14 protein-coding genes and 1 pseudogene are annotated in these 16,083 nt (G+C 58.6%); 4 read left to right on the top strand and 11 right to left on the bottom strand.

Annotated features, from left to right (window positions below; all coding sequences use genetic code 11):
* Positions 1 to 86: 86 nt before the first annotated feature.
* The 4 genes from PMI21_RS01705 to PMI21_RS01720 form a co-directional block, all read right to left on the bottom strand.
* Positions 87 to 1,175 (bottom strand): SMP-30/gluconolactonase/LRE family protein, encoded by a 1,089-nt coding sequence (locus PMI21_RS01705; protein WP_007941773.1) that lies wholly within the window; start codon positions 1,173 to 1,175, stop codon positions 87 to 89.
* Positions 1,172 to 2,317 (bottom strand): SRPBCC family protein, encoded by a 1,146-nt coding sequence (locus PMI21_RS01710; protein WP_007941772.1) that lies wholly within the window; start codon positions 2,315 to 2,317, stop codon positions 1,172 to 1,174. The genes PMI21_RS01705 and PMI21_RS01710 overlap by 4 nt, the downstream gene beginning before the upstream one ends.
* Before the next feature lie 114 nt (positions 2,318 to 2,431).
* On the bottom strand, positions 2,432 to 3,295 hold the full coding sequence (locus tag PMI21_RS01715) for a LysR family transcriptional regulator (RefSeq protein ID WP_007941771.1): 864 nt from the start codon (positions 3,293 to 3,295) through the stop codon (positions 2,432 to 2,434).
* 74 nt (positions 3,296 to 3,369) lie between these two features.
* The gene (locus PMI21_RS01720) at positions 3,370 to 5,088 is read right to left on the bottom strand and encodes a hydrogenase maturation protein (protein WP_007941770.1); all 1,719 of its coding nucleotides are present in this window, start codon (positions 5,086 to 5,088) and stop codon (positions 3,370 to 3,372) included.
* Positions 5,089 to 5,261: 173 nt separating this feature from the next.
* Between PMI21_RS01720 and PMI21_RS29975 the strand changes: the two are divergent.
* Positions 5,262 to 5,430 (top strand): annotated as a pseudogene (locus tag PMI21_RS29975) (microcin ABC transporter ATP-binding protein); the annotation flags it as partial.
* Positions 5,431 to 5,460: 30 nt separating this feature from the next.
* Here the strand turns inward: PMI21_RS29975 and PMI21_RS01725 are convergent.
* Positions 5,461 to 6,267 (bottom strand): hypothetical protein, encoded by an 807-nt coding sequence (locus tag PMI21_RS01725; RefSeq protein WP_157214332.1) that lies wholly within the window; start codon positions 6,265 to 6,267, stop codon positions 5,461 to 5,463.
* A 435-nt stretch (positions 6,268 to 6,702) separates the two neighbouring features.
* Complete coding sequence (locus PMI21_RS01730) at positions 6,703 to 8,550, bottom strand: amidohydrolase (protein WP_033064261.1); 1,848 nt, start codon at positions 8,548 to 8,550, stop codon at positions 6,703 to 6,705.
* 324 nt (positions 8,551 to 8,874) lie between these two features.
* Here PMI21_RS01730 and PMI21_RS01735 point away from each other — a divergent pair, with 324 nt between their 5' ends.
* Positions 8,875 to 9,471: a hypothetical protein gene (locus PMI21_RS01735; protein ID WP_007941767.1), complete on the top strand. Its 597-nt coding sequence runs from the start codon at positions 8,875 to 8,877 to the stop codon at positions 9,469 to 9,471.
* Positions 9,472 to 9,550: 79 nt separating this feature from the next.
* On the opposite strand, the gene PMI21_RS01740 is transcribed toward PMI21_RS01735, so the two are convergent.
* Positions 9,551 to 9,865, bottom strand: a complete 315-nt coding sequence (locus PMI21_RS01740) for an SCP2 sterol-binding domain-containing protein (protein ID WP_007941766.1) — start codon at positions 9,863 to 9,865, stop codon at positions 9,551 to 9,553.
* Between the two features lie 64 nt (positions 9,866 to 9,929).
* Positions 9,930 to 10,640 carry a histidine phosphatase family protein gene (locus tag PMI21_RS01745; RefSeq protein ID WP_007941765.1) on the bottom strand — a complete coding sequence of 237 codons (711 nt, stop codon included), beginning with the start codon at positions 10,638 to 10,640 and terminating at the stop codon, positions 9,930 to 9,932.
* Between the two features lie 202 nt (positions 10,641 to 10,842).
* Between PMI21_RS01745 and sohB the strand changes: the two genes are divergently transcribed.
* Positions 10,843 to 11,865, top strand: a complete 1,023-nt coding sequence (sohB, locus tag PMI21_RS01750; protein WP_007941764.1) for a protease SohB — start codon at positions 10,843 to 10,845, stop codon at positions 11,863 to 11,865.
* A gap of 124 nt (positions 11,866 to 11,989) precedes the next feature.
* Here the strand turns inward: sohB and PMI21_RS01755 are convergent, their stop codons facing one another.
* Complete coding sequence (locus tag PMI21_RS01755; RefSeq protein WP_007941763.1) at positions 11,990 to 12,484, bottom strand: DUF934 domain-containing protein; 495 nt, start codon at positions 12,482 to 12,484, stop codon at positions 11,990 to 11,992.
* On the bottom strand, positions 12,468 to 14,126 hold the full coding sequence (locus PMI21_RS01760) for a nitrite/sulfite reductase (protein WP_007941762.1): 1,659 nt from the start codon (positions 14,124 to 14,126) through the stop codon (positions 12,468 to 12,470). Before PMI21_RS01760 ends, PMI21_RS01755 begins: the two co-directional genes overlap by 17 nt.
* A 522-nt stretch (positions 14,127 to 14,648) precedes the next feature.
* Between PMI21_RS01760 and PMI21_RS01765 the strand changes: the two genes are divergently transcribed.
* Positions 14,649 to 15,734 carry an ABC transporter substrate-binding protein gene (locus tag PMI21_RS01765; RefSeq protein ID WP_007941761.1) on the top strand — a complete coding sequence of 362 codons (1,086 nt, stop codon included), beginning with the start codon at positions 14,649 to 14,651 and terminating at the stop codon, positions 15,732 to 15,734.
* A gap of 6 nt (positions 15,735 to 15,740) precedes the next feature.
* Here the strand turns inward: PMI21_RS01765 and PMI21_RS01770 are convergent, their stop codons facing one another.
* Positions 15,741 to 15,968: a DUF2970 domain-containing protein gene (locus PMI21_RS01770; RefSeq protein ID WP_007941760.1), complete on the bottom strand. Its 228-nt coding sequence runs from the start codon at positions 15,966 to 15,968 to the stop codon at positions 15,741 to 15,743.
* Positions 15,969 to 16,083: the final 115 nt, after the last annotated feature.

Below are 16,083 nucleotides of genomic sequence, written 5' to 3'. Positions count from 1 at the left end.
GATCAATACGGGATCCGCATTGATTCAAAATCAAAAGATTGTCCGAATGCGGCCCGAGCCTTCGGACGATCTTTTGGCTACACCCTCTATTTCAACGCTGCACTCAACGGCAACCGCGCCATGTGCCGCGCTTTCAGCGACCCCAGATACAACCAGTCCCCATATTCGCGTACGGTGGTGATGGGTGAGTAGTTGCCGCTGCTGGCGTCCTGCAGATTGGCAATCACTTTGCCGTCGAGGTCCAGGCCCAGGACGAAGGCGCGTTTCTCCAGGGGTTTGGGCAGGATAGTCAACGCCCGCACGATCATTTTGCGTACCAGAGGGTAGGGCGCCGTGGTGTCAAGCAGTGCAGTGCGCGGTGCATATAGCGCCACCCAGAAACGGTCGCGGCCATTGAATGCCAGGTTGTCCGGCAGCCCGGGCAAATTGTCGATGAACAGATCGTGGGTGCCGGCTTTCGGCCCGGTCAGCCAATAGCGGCTGATGCGATAGGCGCCGGTTTCATTGACCAGCACAAACGCGTCGTCAGGCCCCAGTGTCACGCCGTTGGCGAACTCCAGTTTGTCCAGCAGGACCGCCGTTTTGCCGCTCTGGAAGTCATAACGCAGCAAACGGCCGTCGCCGCCGTGCTCGATGATCGCCTCGCCATCCTTGCCGTAGCCCCAACGGCTGGAGGCGTCGCTGAAATAAGCGTAATGCCCGGGCTTGTCGATGGCCACGTCATTGGTAAAACCGAAGGGCACGTTGTTGGCCGTGGTGGTCAATGGAATCAACCGACCCTGAGCGTCTAGCGACAGCAAACCCTTGACCCCGTCGGCGATCACCAGCAAACCATTGGGATGCCGCGCCAGGCCCAACGGCCTGCCGCCGGTATCGGCCAGCACCTGGGTGGTTTTGCCGTCGAGGCTGGTGCGAATCAACCGGCCGTCATGCAGGCCGGTGATGAGGGCTTCTTTCTCCAGCAGCAACGCCTCCGGGCCGTCGATGTCAGCGGCACCGACACGTTCCACGCCTTTGAGTCGCTGATTGTCGGCGTAGATGCCATCGACGAGGGAAGGCGCCGTTGGCGGTTTCCAGGCTACCGGCTGAACCTTGGTCGGCATTAACAACAGCAAGGCGCTAATCACGATAATCAGCAGCAGCAATAAATGCCGAAACTTGAGGGGTCTTTTCATGCGCTGACTCCTGCTTCGGCCAGATATTTTTGCGCCATCTCGCGTAACGCCAGCATCGACTCCGCCGATTCGCGCTCGATGCGCCGCTTGAGCAACAGACGATTGGCAATGCGCATCCCCAGGCCGCTGAAGTGATACTCCAGGGTGCGGACAAACCGCGTGCCATCACCCTCAACCTCACACTCGTAAGTCACCACCAACGACAGACCATGATCGCCCCGGGCCCGAGCCCTCCAGCGGCGTCCGGGCAGGTATTCGTCGACTTCCCAGCTCAAATGCCCCTCACGCCCGCCGGCGCGTATGTCTTCCTCGAACCGTGCACCGGAATACAACGGGCCGCTCTGACCGTCGACCTTGAGGGAGGACGGATGCCACTGCGGCCAATGGGTCGCGGTGCTGGCGTAGGCGAGCACCGCGACCGGGTTTCCAGCGATGTCGATCACATGCTGCATACGGGTCATGGACGTTCTCGTCAGGTGCGGGGGCGCTTGCTCCGGTTCCCAGTAGAGGGTGCCGAACAGGTAGTCCATCAGTGGCAACACGATATTGAAATTGCGCTCCTGCATCAGCTCACGACGGTGATGCAGCTCATGCAGACGGCGCATCTGGCGGATCCATGGAAAACGCGTCACCGGGTTGCCGGGCGGTAGATGTTCGCAGGCATGGAACACCTCGTAGGTCAGGTAACCGAGCACCATGCAGCCGCCAAACAGCCCCGCGACGTTGGTATTGAGCTGAGCCAGCAGCCACCAGGCAGGCCCCGTGATGACGAGGGTGTGCAACACGATCAGCCAGGCCGGAAACAGAATCACCCGCCAGTCCCGGGCGCTGTCACAGGTCATGTGGCCGGGGGTGAAAAAGCTGTGATGGTCACCGGCGTGACGGGCGTAGAACATCCGCGCCAGGCTCTTTTTATGGTGCCCCAGATGCCGATGCACGACGTACACGCCGAAGTTGAAAAACAACAAGGTCAGCGGCACCGCCAGCCATTCCAGCGGTTGCACCTGATGCACCGTGCTCCAGAACCCGCCGATGGCCAGCAACCCGAACAGCAACACAAAGGCACCGTGCAACCAAGGGTTGTAGAGCGGATGAATGTCGGCACGGTAGCGCGCGCGGAACGCCTCGGTGGTCTGCCTCACTGGGTTCACCTGTGGTTATTGTTATAACCAGCAGATTAGCCGATCCCGCCGCACAGACAGGCCAAACCTTGAGGACACAAGCGCCATGCTCCGGTGCAAGACGCCCGCATGGTGTCAGGTCAGCGGGTTCCAGCGCTGGGACCAGTCGTCGTCCGTCTTGATCACTTCCCGCAGCAGGTCGAACGCCCGTTGCAGGGTCGCCGAGTCGCGGTCCCGGGAGTAAACCAGATAGGTCGGGTAGCTGAACTCCGGGGCTTTGGGCACTTGTTCCAGCAAGCCGTTTTCCAGGTAACTCTGGACCACCCGGGTGCGGAAATAGCCGCTGCCGCCGTTTTCCAGGATGTATTGCAAGGCCAGCGGTCCGAGGTTGAAGCTCAGGGCTGCCTTGGCTTTTTCCGGCAGCGCGGCATCGTGCTGGCGGCGGAAGTCCGGCCCCCAGTCGATATACACATAAGGATCGGGCTTTCCGGCCAGGCGTACCAGGATCAGTTTTTCTTCCAGCACCTGCTCGACTTGCAGGCGTGGCCAGTATTCGGGCTGATAGACCAGCGCTGCATCCAGCACCCCCAATTCCAGTTGGCGCAGCAGGTTTTCGCCGTCGCGGATTTCCATGCGCAGGGCGTGGCTGGGAATCTTCTCGCGCAGTTCCCCGGCCCAACTGAGCATCAACGGGTTGCACAGACTGACCTCGCCACCGATGTGCAGCACGTCGCGGTAGCCCTCGGGCAACGGCAAGTCGCGACGAGCGGCTTCCCAGGTCTGCACCAATTGATTGGCGTAAACCACAAAGGCCTCGCCGTTCGGCGTCAGGCGCGCACCGGCGCGGTTGCGCACGAACAGCGTGCTGCCCAGCTGACTTTCGAGCTTCTGCACCCGGGCAGTGATCGCGGTCTGGGTGACGTGCAGCTTTTCAGCCGCCGCGGCCAGGCTGCCGTGGCGGACGATTTCCAGAAAGGTGCGGGCGAGGTCGATGTCCATGGGCAGGCCGATGTGGGAAGTGCGGGCATTGTAAGAGCAGCATTGGCCGGCGGATAGAAAGCAGGATCAAAAGATCAATCCGCCAACTCAACCTCCTTCACCACCGCCCAATCGGCCACCAGCCGCTGCGGCGTGCCACACGCCTTGCGCTTGAGCACAAAGTTACGGCACTTCTCGGCGAACTGCTTGCGGTTCTGCACCATGTCCTGGTGCATTTCTTCCAGCTCGGCATTGCGGCAGTGCTGCATCAATTGAGTATCGAACCGGTTTTTACGCTCGCGCACCGCCTGGTACGCCGGATCACTCAATGCACCATTGGCCCGCTGCAACAGCCACAGGCCAAACTCGTCCGGACAGCGCGGACCGATTTCCTGGACCATGCCCAACTGCAAGGCCTGGACGGCGCTGATCGGCAGACAGTCTTCGGTGAGTTTTTCCGCCATCGCCGGGCCGACGGCGCGGGGCAGGCTGTAGGTCCAGTATTCGGAGCCGTACAGGCCCATGGTTTTATAGTGGGGGTTGAGCACGATGTCGGAGCGGGCGAAGACGATGTCGGCAGCCAGCGCCAGCATCACGCCACCAGCCCCGGCATTGCCGGTCAGGCCACTGACCACCAGTTGCCGGGCGCTGAGCAGTTCCTGGCAGACGTCGTCGATCGCCTGAATATTCGCCCAGGCTTCCAGCCCCGGAACCGCTGCGGCCTGAATCACGTTGAGGTGTACGCCGTTGGAGAAACTGCCGCGTCCACCCTTGATCAGCAGCACTTGAGTGTCCCGGGACTTGGCCCAGCGCAGGGCCTCTACCAGTCGCTGGCACTGTTCGGTGCTCATGGCGCCGTTGTAAAACTCGAAGGTCAGCTCGCCGACATGCCCCGACTCGCGATAGCGGATCGGTTGATAGCTTTCGTTGTTAAACGGTTGAGAGGCGATCGACCAATCAAGGGTCGGGACTTGCGCAAGCTGTTCGGCGAGCACATGCCGGGCCGGACGCTTGAAGGTTTCTTCGCCGGGCCGGGGTTTGCGTCGCAGCGAGCCGATCCACAGGCTGTGATCGCCGGTCGCCACCAGCACCGCATCGTCGTGCACCGCGAGAATCTCTCCCGGCGTGCCGCTGCGCGAATCCAGATGAGCGTCATACAGGTAATACTGACCGTCGGCCAGGCTGGCCAATACGCCGGGCTGACCGTCGGCGGCGTCGATGCAGCGTTTGATGAAGTGTGCGCTGTCGTGCCAGCTGAAGATCCGGTCGGCTTGCTTCATGTTCGGCTGCAAGCGGCCAACCACATGGCGTTGACTGTAGTCCAAAGGCACTGGCTCGAAACCGTCGATAAACTTTTCCACGACTTCGCGAATGCAGGAAATCGCGGCGTCGCTGACGCGCCCGTTGTACAACTCGGATTTGCGCAGCCCCTGGGGCAGGTTGAATTCACAAGTGGCCCAGACCGGCCCGGCGTCCATTTCCTCCACCGCTTGCAACGCGGTCACGCCCCAACGGCTGAGTTCACGGGTGATCGCCCAGTCCAGCGCGCTGGCGCCACGGTCGCCGACGATGCCCGGATGAATGATCACCACAGGGCGCTTGAGGTTGCTCCACAGTTGCTGCGGTACCCGGTCCTTGAGAAACGGGCAGATCACCAGGTCGGCGCCGGAGTGTTCGATCTGCTCGCACACCGCGTCTTCATCGGTGAACAGCACCACGCTGGGCGAGTGACCGGCCTGACGCAAATCCAGCCAGGCCCGCTGGGTCAGGCCGTTGAACGCCGATGCCAGCAAAATGATTTTCAATGACCGCATGATTGACTCTTCCTTGAAAATGATCGGCCGCAGGCTCCCAATGAGCCGTCCTTGGCCTTCGATGGAAGCGCGATAGTAGAGAGTGTGGGGGGGAGAACAACTGATCGAGATCAAGCTTGTGTCAGCGAGTGTTTCTTTGGCGGTCGAGCGGTCGAGCTGCTTATTCCTGCGAGACGTATCTGTTCATCAGCCACGATTTGGCTGTGGTCCGGGGCGCTGGCCCATGACTTGATTGTGATGAGGGATAGTGAAGTGCTGGAGCGTGGGGCCACAGCCGAGCTGTTTGGCTCGGCGCGGCAACCGTATACGTGGGAGTTGTTGGCGGCTTCAAAAGTCGTGTAGGAACATGGATGCATTCCTTATGACTATTTATTACGCTGCGAATGTTCGTCCTTCTAGTGGGGTGTCACAGATGTGGAAAGTCATTGTCTTTTTCTTTTTGTGGTTGAAGTGTTTCTCTAGTTCTTCTTTTAGTGCTGGGCTTTCAATGCCGGGTGCTAAATAATTAAATCCTTCAAGGTGTATGCTTTTGCTGTCTTTAATGGAGAACATAGGTTCGATTATTTCAATGGCCTGGAGTGATTGCCAGTAGTAGCTGAATACTCCGCTATGGATAAAATTGTTGCTCCATTTGTTGAGTTCTTTAAGCGCTGTGATGCTAATTGGGAACGTAAAAAGATGTGAGTTTTTTTCACAGAAATTCAAAAGTTCGGAGATTTGTATGATGCTGGATGAGCCATCGCTATAGGTATGGTCCAGAATTCTCAGCATATTTTTTATCTTGAATTCTATAGCGAACCTGATCTGCGCTGGCGTCGAGATGACCTTGAAGGTCCTGCCGCTTGTGGACGCAGGGACGTAATTGGCATAGGAGAATTTCGCATTAAGGAACGCTTCCATGCTTGTTAGATAGTTTTGAGCGTGAATGCCGACATCCCAACTGAATACTTTGTGATGTTGATTGAATATGGAAATATCCGTTATTAACTCGCGGGAGATTTTTTCTGGCTCTAATGTATAGGCGTTGTCGTGGATCAATCGCTTTAGTTGATGCTCGATTGACTGGCATTGGGCGATAACCCAGTTTTCATCTTGATTGCTCTTGAATAGGTGAGTGATGAGGTCGAATTCTGGGAACTTGTTTTTTGACTTGAAGAAGGTTTCAAGTCCTCGTTCCACGTTTTGGAGATCCTGTATATTCTGTTCGTGGTTTTTATGGGTGAGTTTGTCCAGGGTTTGTTGATCTATTATCATTTGATGTGCGCTTGTGTAGTGGGGTTAAAGGCTGGGTTGGATATTTTTCGAGTTTTAAATGTATGAAGAATCCTATTTATGAGCAGGGTTTTGAACCCGGTATCACTCTTTCTGTGCGAGTACATTGCAGACTAAGAGATGGGGTGTTATTGCACATCGAACATTCCTTGTTCGCAGATCCATGATCCCATGGGGGGGATAGTGGGGATTGGCCACTATATAGGGTTTGCAAATTGTTTAGTCGTTTAATTTCAGGCCTGCTTGGCGATGCATATTCCGGGACGCTTTGCCTTTCGGAAAATCAGAGTCGCAGAGCTCAAAGCCCTGTTCTGCTTTCCAACAACCCGCCGCCGTAGTGTTTCAGAACGCAAAACACGAACAGCCAAACGCCCCCCAGAACCCTTGATAGTCACTGACCGGCGCGGACGACAATCGCGCCCGTTCATGGCTGTGGGCATGTACCGCGCATGCGCCCACACACTGGTGGGCTTGCGCGGTCAGCGGTGCCAAGGGTTTCCAGTGCCCCGGTACATTCACCACCGGCGACCATTCAGGCACCACCGGGATTGGCGGAGGCCCCAGTTTTTCGAACTCGACGCTACCGTGAACGATCTTGCCGTCGACAATGGTCAGCACCGACTCGATCGATTTGATGGCTTCGTCTTCGATGTGAAAGTAGTCCGCCGACAGCGCAATCAGGTCCGCCAGTTGCCCGACCTTGATCTGGCCTTTCTTGCCTTGTTCGGAGGAGAACCAGGCGCTGCCGTGGGTGAACAGTTCCAGCGCCGTATCGCGGCTCAAGCCTTGCGGGTAGAGCGCCAGCCCACCGACGGTACGGCCGCTGACCAGCCAGTACAGCGATGTCCAGGGGTTGTAGCTGGAGACGCGCGTGGCATCGGTGCCCGCGCCCACCGGTACGCCCTCGGCGAGCATGCGCGCGATGGGTGGTGTCGCTTCGGCCGCTTTGGCACCGTAACGGTCGACGAAGTATTCGCCCTGGAACGCCATGCGGTCCTGAATGGCGATGCCGCCGCCCAGGGCCTTGACCCGTTCGATGTTGCGGGGGGTGATGGTTTCGGCGTGATCGAAGAACCAGGGCAAACCGTTGAACGGAATATCCCGGTTGACCTTCTCGAACACGTCGAGCATGCGGCTGATGGATTCGTTGTAGGTGGCGTGCAGGCGGAAGGGCCAGCGCTGCTCCACCAGATGCCGCACCACCGGTTCCAGCTCCTGCTCCATGGTTTGCGGCAGGTCGGGGCGTGGTTCGAGGAAGTCTTCGAAGTCCGCTGCCGAAAACACCAGCATCTCGCCGGCGCCGTTGTGCCGCAGAAAGTCATCGCCCTGGCCGTAATGGGAAGTGCTGGTCCAGTTTTTGAAGTCGGTCAGTTCTTCCTTGGGTTTCTGGGTGAACAGGTTGTAGGCAATGCGCACCGTGAGCTGTTGGTCTTTGGCCAGTTGCTGAATGACTTGATAGTCGTCCGGGTAATTTTGATAACCGCCGCCGGCATCGATGGCGCTGGTGACGCCCAGTCGATTGAGTTCGCGCATGAACTGGCGGGTCGAGTTGACCTGATATTCCAGTGGCAGCTTTGGCCCTTTGGCCAGGGTCGAGTAGAGGATCATCGCATTCGGGCGGGCGATCAGCATGCCGGTGGGGTCGCCATTGGCATCGCGCTGGATCTCGCCGCCCGGCGGGTTCGGCGTGTCGCGGGTATAGCCGACTACTTTCAGCGCGGCGCGGTTGAGCAGGGCGCGGTCGTAGAGATGCAGGACGAACACCGGAGTGTCTGGCGCGGCCTTGTTCAGTTCTTCAAGGGTCGGCATGCGTTTTTCGGCAAACTGGAATTCGTTCCAGCCACCGACCACCCGCACCCATTGCGGCGTGGGCGTGCGGTCGGCCTGATCCTTGAGCATACGCAAGGCATCGGCCAGAGACGGCACGCCTTCCCAGCGCAGTTCGAGGTTGTAGTTGAGGCCGCCACGAATCAGGTGCAGATGGGAGTCGTTGAGGCCGGGAATCACTGTGCGCCCATGCAGGTCAACGATTTGCGTGCCGGGGCCTTGCAGGGCCATGGCCTGGGCATCGCTGCCGACCACCACGAAGCGCCCGTCCTTGATCGCGACGGCACTGGCCTGGGGTTTCTTGCGGTCGACGGTGTGCAGGCGTCCGTTGTACAGAATCAGGTCGGCGGGGGCATCGGGCATGGTTTTACTCCCTGCGGTTAACGGACTGATCCAGGCACCGATGGCGCCTGCCGAAAGGCCTTGCAGTACGCGGCGGCGACTAAAATCGTTGTGCTCGTCAGGTGGGCTCATGGCAGTGTTCTCCGCTCAGTTCTTCACAAAAGAAGCAGGGGTTGAACAGCCGATGTCTGACGCATGCGGCCAGCAAGGAATATAGACCGCAAATCCGCTGGCGGCCTGTTTTAACTACCTGATGGATCGGTTAGATTCCCTGCCCGGCTCAAACAAGGACGTAGACGATGGCAAACGCTACCGCTCGATCCGAAGGACAAGGACAACTGCTCAGTGACATCTTTTAAAGTCAGTAACCCGAAAGGTATTTTGATCGCGGCGCTGATAGCCGTCGGCCTGGTCGGGACTTATCTGTACGCCAGTCAGGGCAGCAGCATTCCCGACACCGTGATGATGACGACTCGCGCTACGGGGGCAAGTGGACCCACGTTCGATGCCACGAAGTGGTTTCGCAGTGGCATGTATGTGCCCCAGGAACTCGACGGCAAGTTGAATCCGTTCATCATGACGCGTAGCAAGCCATTTGTTTTCACCGCCAAAGACAACGAATTTCTGATCCAGGCGGCCATTGAGGCGCTGGAGGATGTCCAACCTGAAGTGAATACTCAGCCCGTCTGGGATACATGGCCGGTGCTGACCCGGCGTGTGCGTTACAACTATAGCGTCTTCAGTGCCCCGGATAAGCCGGCGGATCTTTACAATCTTTATCTGCAAGTGAGCTATCGCAAGTTTGTCATCGGTCTTCAGCTCGACGGAGATGACGGTAACCTTACCTACGATGGTGAGGTGGTGGAGGTCGACAGCGCAAACGAAGAACACGAAGCGTACATCAAAGTGTTCGAAGAAATGGACGACGCCGGTACGCGTTGAGCCCAGAAACGACGAATCCCGCCATATAGGCGGGATTCGCATGCAGCCAGAGAGGCTCCCGAGAGCGGGAGCCGTCGTCTTAGCCTGGGAACAGCTCGGACAGTTTCATGGCCAGCATCATGTCGCCTTCAGCGCGCAGTTTGCCGCCCATGAACGCTTGCATGCCGTCGGTCGAACCGTCGACGATGCCTTCCAGGGTTTCGCCGTCCATCACCAGAGTCACTTGGGCGTCCGGGTTTTCGCCTTCTTGCAGCTCGCAGGTGCCGTCTTTGACGATCAGCGAGAAGTTCTTGGTGTCGTCGATGCGGAAACCGAATACCAGGTCCAGACCGGCAGCAGCGGCTGGGTTGAACTTGGCTTTCATTGCTTGTACGGCATCAGCTACGGAGGTCATGGTTCGATCCTTTCTTGGGTAATAAGAGCTGGGTGATTACAGCCAGGGTCACAATAGTCCGGAATCAGCGAAACGTGATGAGTTCCGGGGCCTTCAGCAGTTGCAGGTGGGTATGACTGTTGAAGGAAGCCAGGGCCACCTCGCGACCACGAAACTTGAGCAGGTTGAGCGAGGTGTTGACGATTTGCCAGTTCAGTTCAAAGGCCTGTCGGGCAGGCATTTGCGTAATAAGGTGGAGCAGGGCAGTGATGGTGCCGCCGGAGGTGAACACGGCGATTTTCTGGGTGTTGTCGGCGTTTTCGAGCAGCCGCTGCAGGCCAGCCTGCACACGATCGACGAATCCCAGCCAGCTTTCCAGGCCCGGTGTGTCATAGGTGCCGGCGAGCCAGCGCTCGATGATCAGGGCGAAGATGCGCTGGAACTCGGCACGGTTTTGCGCGGCGTTGCGCAGGATGTCCAGCGCCTCGGGCTCGTCTTCCAGCATGGCCGGCAGCAGGGCATGGATCACTGCGTCGGCGTCGAATTCATTGAAGGCGCAATCGATTTCCAGCGTCGGTACCGGTAAGCCCGCGGCGGCGAGCTGTTCCAGTGCGCTGGTGGCCGTGTGTTGCTGACGGCGCAGGTCGCCCGACAGACAGCGATCGAAGCTGACACCGAGTTCGGCCAGGTGCTGGCCGAGGACTTCTGCCTGGCGAATACCGGTCGGCGACAGAACGTCATAGTCGTCTGCACCAAAGGAGGCCTGGCCATGTCGAATCAAATAGATGCTGCCCACGTCCGCGTCATCCCGGTACGTTGAAGGTTTGGCGAGGTTATGAGGATGGCGGTGAGCTGTCAATGAAAAAACATACGCTTGTTTGAAATGCCCGTTACAGGCCTGTCCCAGAGGTTTCACGACTGGTCGCCGGGCCGGCTCATGGGTATGCTGGAGGTATCCCGCGCGTGTTCATGCCGCGCATCGTGTTGAAGGAGTCTCTGTGGAGTTTTTGTCCGAGTACGCCAGTTTCCTGGCTAAAACCGTGACACTGGTGATCGCCATTCTGGTGGTCCTGGCCAGTTTTGCGGCGTTGCGCAGCAAAGGTCGGCGCAAGTCGACCGGCCAACTGCAAGTCAGCAAGCTCAATGATTTCTACAAAGGGCTGCGCGAACGCCTGGAGCAAACCTTGCTCGACAAGGACCAGCTCAAGGCACTGCGCAAGTCCCAGGCTAAAACCGAGAAAAAGCAAAAGAAGAAACCCGAGGCCAAGCCGCGGGTGTTCGTGCTGGATTTCGACGGCGACATCAAGGCATCGGCCACTGAAAGCCTGCGCCACGAAATCACCGCGCTGCTGACCCTCGCCACGCCTAAGGATGAAGTGGTGCTGCGCCTGGAAAGCGGCGGCGGCATGGTTCATAGCTATGGCCTGGCGTCTTCGCAGCTGGCGCGCATTCGCGAGGCCGGCGTGCCGTTGACCGTGTGCATCGACAAGGTCGCGGCCAGCGGCGGCTACATGATGGCGTGCATCGGCGAGAAAATTATCAGCGCACCGTTCGCGATTCTCGGCTCGATCGGCGTGGTGGCGCAGTTGCCCAACGTCAATCGCCTGCTGAAAAAGCACGACATCGACTTCGAAGTGCTGACGGCCGGTGAATACAAGCGCACCCTGACAGTGTTTGGCGAAAACACCGAGAAGGGCCGGGAGAAGTTCCAGGAAGAGCTGGACATCACCCATCAGCTGTTCAAAAACTTCGTTTCCCGCTATCGCCCGCAACTGGCTATCGACGAAGTGGCCACCGGTGAAATCTGGCTGGGCGTCTCGGCCCTGGACAAGCGACTGGTGGATGAACTCAAGACCAGCGATGAATACCTTGCCGAACGGGCCAAACAGTCTGAGCTTTATCATTTGCATTACGCCGAACGTAAAACTCTGCAGGAGCGCATCGGCATGGCGGCCAGCGGTTCGATCGATCGCGTATTGCTGAGCTGGTGGAGCCGGTTGACCCAGCAACGCTTCTGGTAAGTCCCCGTATCCGTTACACCTTCCTGATAAGACGCTGGAAGGTGTAAACCTTATTCGGGATGCGACAGACACAAAAAAGCCCTGAACCGGATTTTCGATTCAGGGCTTTTTTTAGACGCCGTATTTAGCGGCGACGGAACAGCGGCAGCGGTTCGTCGGTGGCGGCCTGATAGGTCACCGAGAAGTCCTTGAGGCCTTCGAGGGCTTCGTAGGGGTCTTTATCGGCGCGAATGGCAAACGCATCGAAACCGCAGCGATGCATGTAGAACAGCTGGTCGCGCAGCACGTCGCCGATCGCCCGCAGTTCGCCTTTGAAACCATAGCGGTCACGCAGCAGACGGGCGTTGGAGTAGTTGCGGCCATCGGTGAAGGCCGGGAAGTTCAGGGCGATGACCTGGAAGTTCGCCACGTCGTCACCGATTTCTTCAGCTTCTTCGTCGGCATCCAGCCACACACCCAGGCCGCCATCGCGGGCCTTGAGCATACGGCTGTGTTCGCGCCACAGTTGCAGCGGGACGATCAGGTCGTCGCAGTTGCTGATCTCGTCGATGTTGAAATCTTTCGGCAGCAAGTGCCAGGTTTCGTCGACGACTTCGTTGTTCTTAATTATTCGCTGCATAGACGCGCTCCTTGAAGAGGTCAATGCCGATACGCTGATAGGTGTCGATGAAGCGCTCGTCTTCGGTACGTTGTTCGATGTACACGTCGATCAGCTTCTCGATCACATCAGGCATGGCTTCCTGGGCGAAGGACGGGCCGAGGATCTTGCCCAGGCTCGCATCGCGACTGGCGCTGCCGCCCAGGGACACCTGGTAGAACTCTTCGCCTTTCTTGTCCACTCCGAGAATGCCGATGTGGCCGACGTGGTGGTGACCACAGGCGTTCATGCAGCCAGAGATGTTCAGGTCCAGCTCACCGATGTCGAACAGATAGTCCAGGTCGTCGAAACGGCGCTGGATCGATTCTGCGATAGGGATCGACTTGGCGTTGGCCAGGGAGCAGAAGTCGCCGCCCGGGCAGCAGATGATGTCGGTCAGCAAACCGATGTTCGGCGTGGCGAAACCTTGCTCGCGCAACTCGCCCCACATCGCGAACAACTGACTCTGCTCGACATCGGCCAGAATGATGTTCTGCTCGTGGGAGGTGCGCAGCTGACCGAAGCTGTAGCGGTCGGCGAGGTCGGCAACGGCATCGAGCTGTTTGTCAGTGATGTCGCCCGGTGCAACGCCGGTCGGCTTCAGGGACAGGGTGACGGCCACGTAACCCGGCTTCTTGTGCGCCAGGGTGTTGCGGGTGCGCCAGCGAGCGAAGCCCGGGTGCTGTTTGTCGAGCTCGGCCAGTTCGGCTGCCTGGTTTTCCAGAGCCTTGTAGTCTGGATCGACAAAGTGTTTGGCCACGCGATGCACTTCGGCCTCGGTCAGCGTGGTCTGGCCACCGCGAAGGTGTTCCATTTCCGCGTCGACTTTTTGCGCGAACACTTCAGGTGTCAGGGCCTTGACCAGAATCTTGATCCGCGCCTTGTACTTGTTGTCGCGACGGCCGTAGCGGTTGTAGACCCGCAGGATGGCGTCGAGGTAGCTCAACAGGTCCTGCCATGGCAGGAATTCGTTGATGAACGCGCCTACCACCGGAGTACGGCCCAGGCCGCCACCGACCAGCACGCGGAAGCCCAGTTCGCCCGCGGCGTTGTGCACCGGCTCGAGACCGATGTCATGGACTTCGATGGCCGCACGGTCGGACGTCGAACCGTTGATGGCGATTTTGAATTTACGCGGCAGGTAGGCGAATTCCGGGTGGAACGTGGTCCACTGACGGACGATTTCGCACCATGGCCGCGGGTCGATCAGTTCGTCGGCGGCGACACCGGCGAACTGGTCGGTGGTGACGTTGCGCAGGCAGTTGCCACTGGTCTGGATCGCGTGCATCTGCACGGTCGCCAGTTCCGCCAGGATGTCCGGGATGTCTTCCACGGCCGGCCAGTTGAACTGCACGTTCTGCCGGGTACTGATGTGGGCGTAGCCCTTGTCATAGTCGCGGGCAACTTTGGCCATCATTCGCGTCTGGCGCGAAGTGAGTTGGCCATAAGGCACCGCCACCCGCAGCATCGGGGCAAAGCGCTGGATATAAAGGCCATTTTGCAGGCGCAGGGGGCGGAATTCTTCTTCGCTCAGCTCGCCTGCCAGATAGCGTCGGGTCTGATCACGGAACTGCTTGACGCGGTCCTCGATGATCCGCTGATCGTACTCGTCGTATACGTACATATAAGTCCTGTTCTCAGGCTTGGGCCGGTCGGATACAGCTGCGTTTTCGCAAGCTTTCATCCGATTCTGCCTCGGCAATTCTGCGCGCACGGCCGCGCACTCCCAACGGAGCCGACGCAAGATACCAGTTTGCAGTTATGCGCAAAAGTGATGTTTGAGTATATGCAAAGAACCAAAACGACTAATGAAAATCATGGTGGTAAAACCCTCATTTGTCGTGCGGGCAATCATCGTCTTAACTGTGCTCGAGTCTTTATGCAATCACCGATAAAACCGACAAGAGGCGATGCAATGAGCAACCCAACCAAAGCAAGGAAAAGCGATAGCACGGTCGATGCCTGGGCGATTTTGTTCCTGATCATCCTGGTCGTGGGGACGGCGGTATTCTGGGTCAGCCATCAATAAACGACCCCGTCCGGGCCCGGTTCCGACGATTGTTGGACAAAAAGCCGGAATAAGCGCCGTTTCAAGGGACTTCGCTGGCTATAATGCGCGGCGGATTTTCGGGGGCTCGGACGATCAATGTTGAAGTTCTTTTGCGGTGTAGTGCTGGCGCTTGGCGCGGTCCTGGGACCGTGTGCCCAGGCGGCGTCCGTATTGTTCCTCAATCCCGGGACCAGCCAAGAGGCGTTCTGGGTCAGTTACTCGCAGTTCATGCAGGCCGCGGCCAGGAACCTGGGCATGGATTTGCACATCCTCTATTCCGAACGAAACGCTGAAACCACGCTCAAGCAAGCCCGCGAAGCCCTGCAAGGGTCGAATCGGCCAGACTATCTAGTCTTCGTCAACGAACTGTACGTCGCGCCCGAAATTTTGCGTCTGGCTCAGGGCAGCGGCGTGAAGCTGTTTTTGGTCAACAACGGCCTGACCGTGGACCAGATGCGCCTGCTCAGTGCCCAGCCGGGCAAGTATCCCGACTTGCTGGGCAGCCTGGTGACCAACGATGAGGAGGGCGGCTACCTGATGCTCAAGGAGCTGATTCGCCTGCATCGCCCGGTCGAGCCCGGCCAGGTCATTGACCTGGTGGCCTTTTCCGGTCTGAAAATCACGCCGGCCGCGCAACTGCGGGAGAAAGGCATGATGCGGGCCTTGGCCGAACACCCTGAAGTGCGTTTGCGCCAGGTGGTCTATGGCGGCTGGAGCCGTCAGCGCGCCTACGAACAGGCCAGGTTACTGTTCAAGCGTTACCCGCAAACGTCGCTGGTCTGGTCGGCCAACGATGAAATGGCCTTCGGCGCCATGCAGGCGTACTCCGAAACGGGTGGCCAGCCCGGCAAGGACGCGCTGTTCAGCGCCGTCAACAACTCCCCGGCCGCCTTGCAGGCGCTGCTGGATGGCCGATTGAGCGCGCTGTTGGGCGGGCACTTCAGTCTTGGCGGTTGGGCCATGGTGCAGTTGCATGACTACGATCAGGGCGTGGACGTCAGCCAGTACGGTGGGCGCGACCGGCAGATTCCGGTGTTGCAGTTGATCGATCACGCGCAAGCCCGGCGACTGCTGGGCTTGAGTGCCACTCAGGATTACGACGTGGATTTTCAAAAGCTCTCGGCCAAGGGGCGGCCGACGTCGTACCGCTATCCGTTCAGCTTGCAAACCCTGATGCATTGAGCCGGCTCAGATCCCGGCCAGGTGCAACACCAGTTTAACGATGCCGAACAGCGTCAGGGCGAACACCACCGTGAACAGAATCCCCAGAATCACAAAATGACTGGGTTTGCCGTGGGTGAAATCCCGGGCCCGGTTTTTCCCGCTCTGCACCCCGAATGCCGCCGCCATGACGCTGTGCAGCATCTGCCAGAAGGTCGGCGGTTTGTGGTTATTGTTGTCGACTGGATCGTCCATATATCCCTCGTCACGAATGTGTATGAGGCAAGCATAGACAATCGATACAAATCCTGTAGGAGCGAGGCTTGCCCGCGAAGAATGATGACGCGGTCTCATATGGAAATCGCGTGAT

The sequence above is a fragment of the Pseudomonas sp. GM18 genome, from assembly GCF_000282195.1.
Taxonomy (GTDB): domain Bacteria; phylum Pseudomonadota; class Gammaproteobacteria; order Pseudomonadales; family Pseudomonadaceae; genus Aquipseudomonas.
This window is presented reverse-complemented; position numbering and strand designations above follow the sequence as displayed.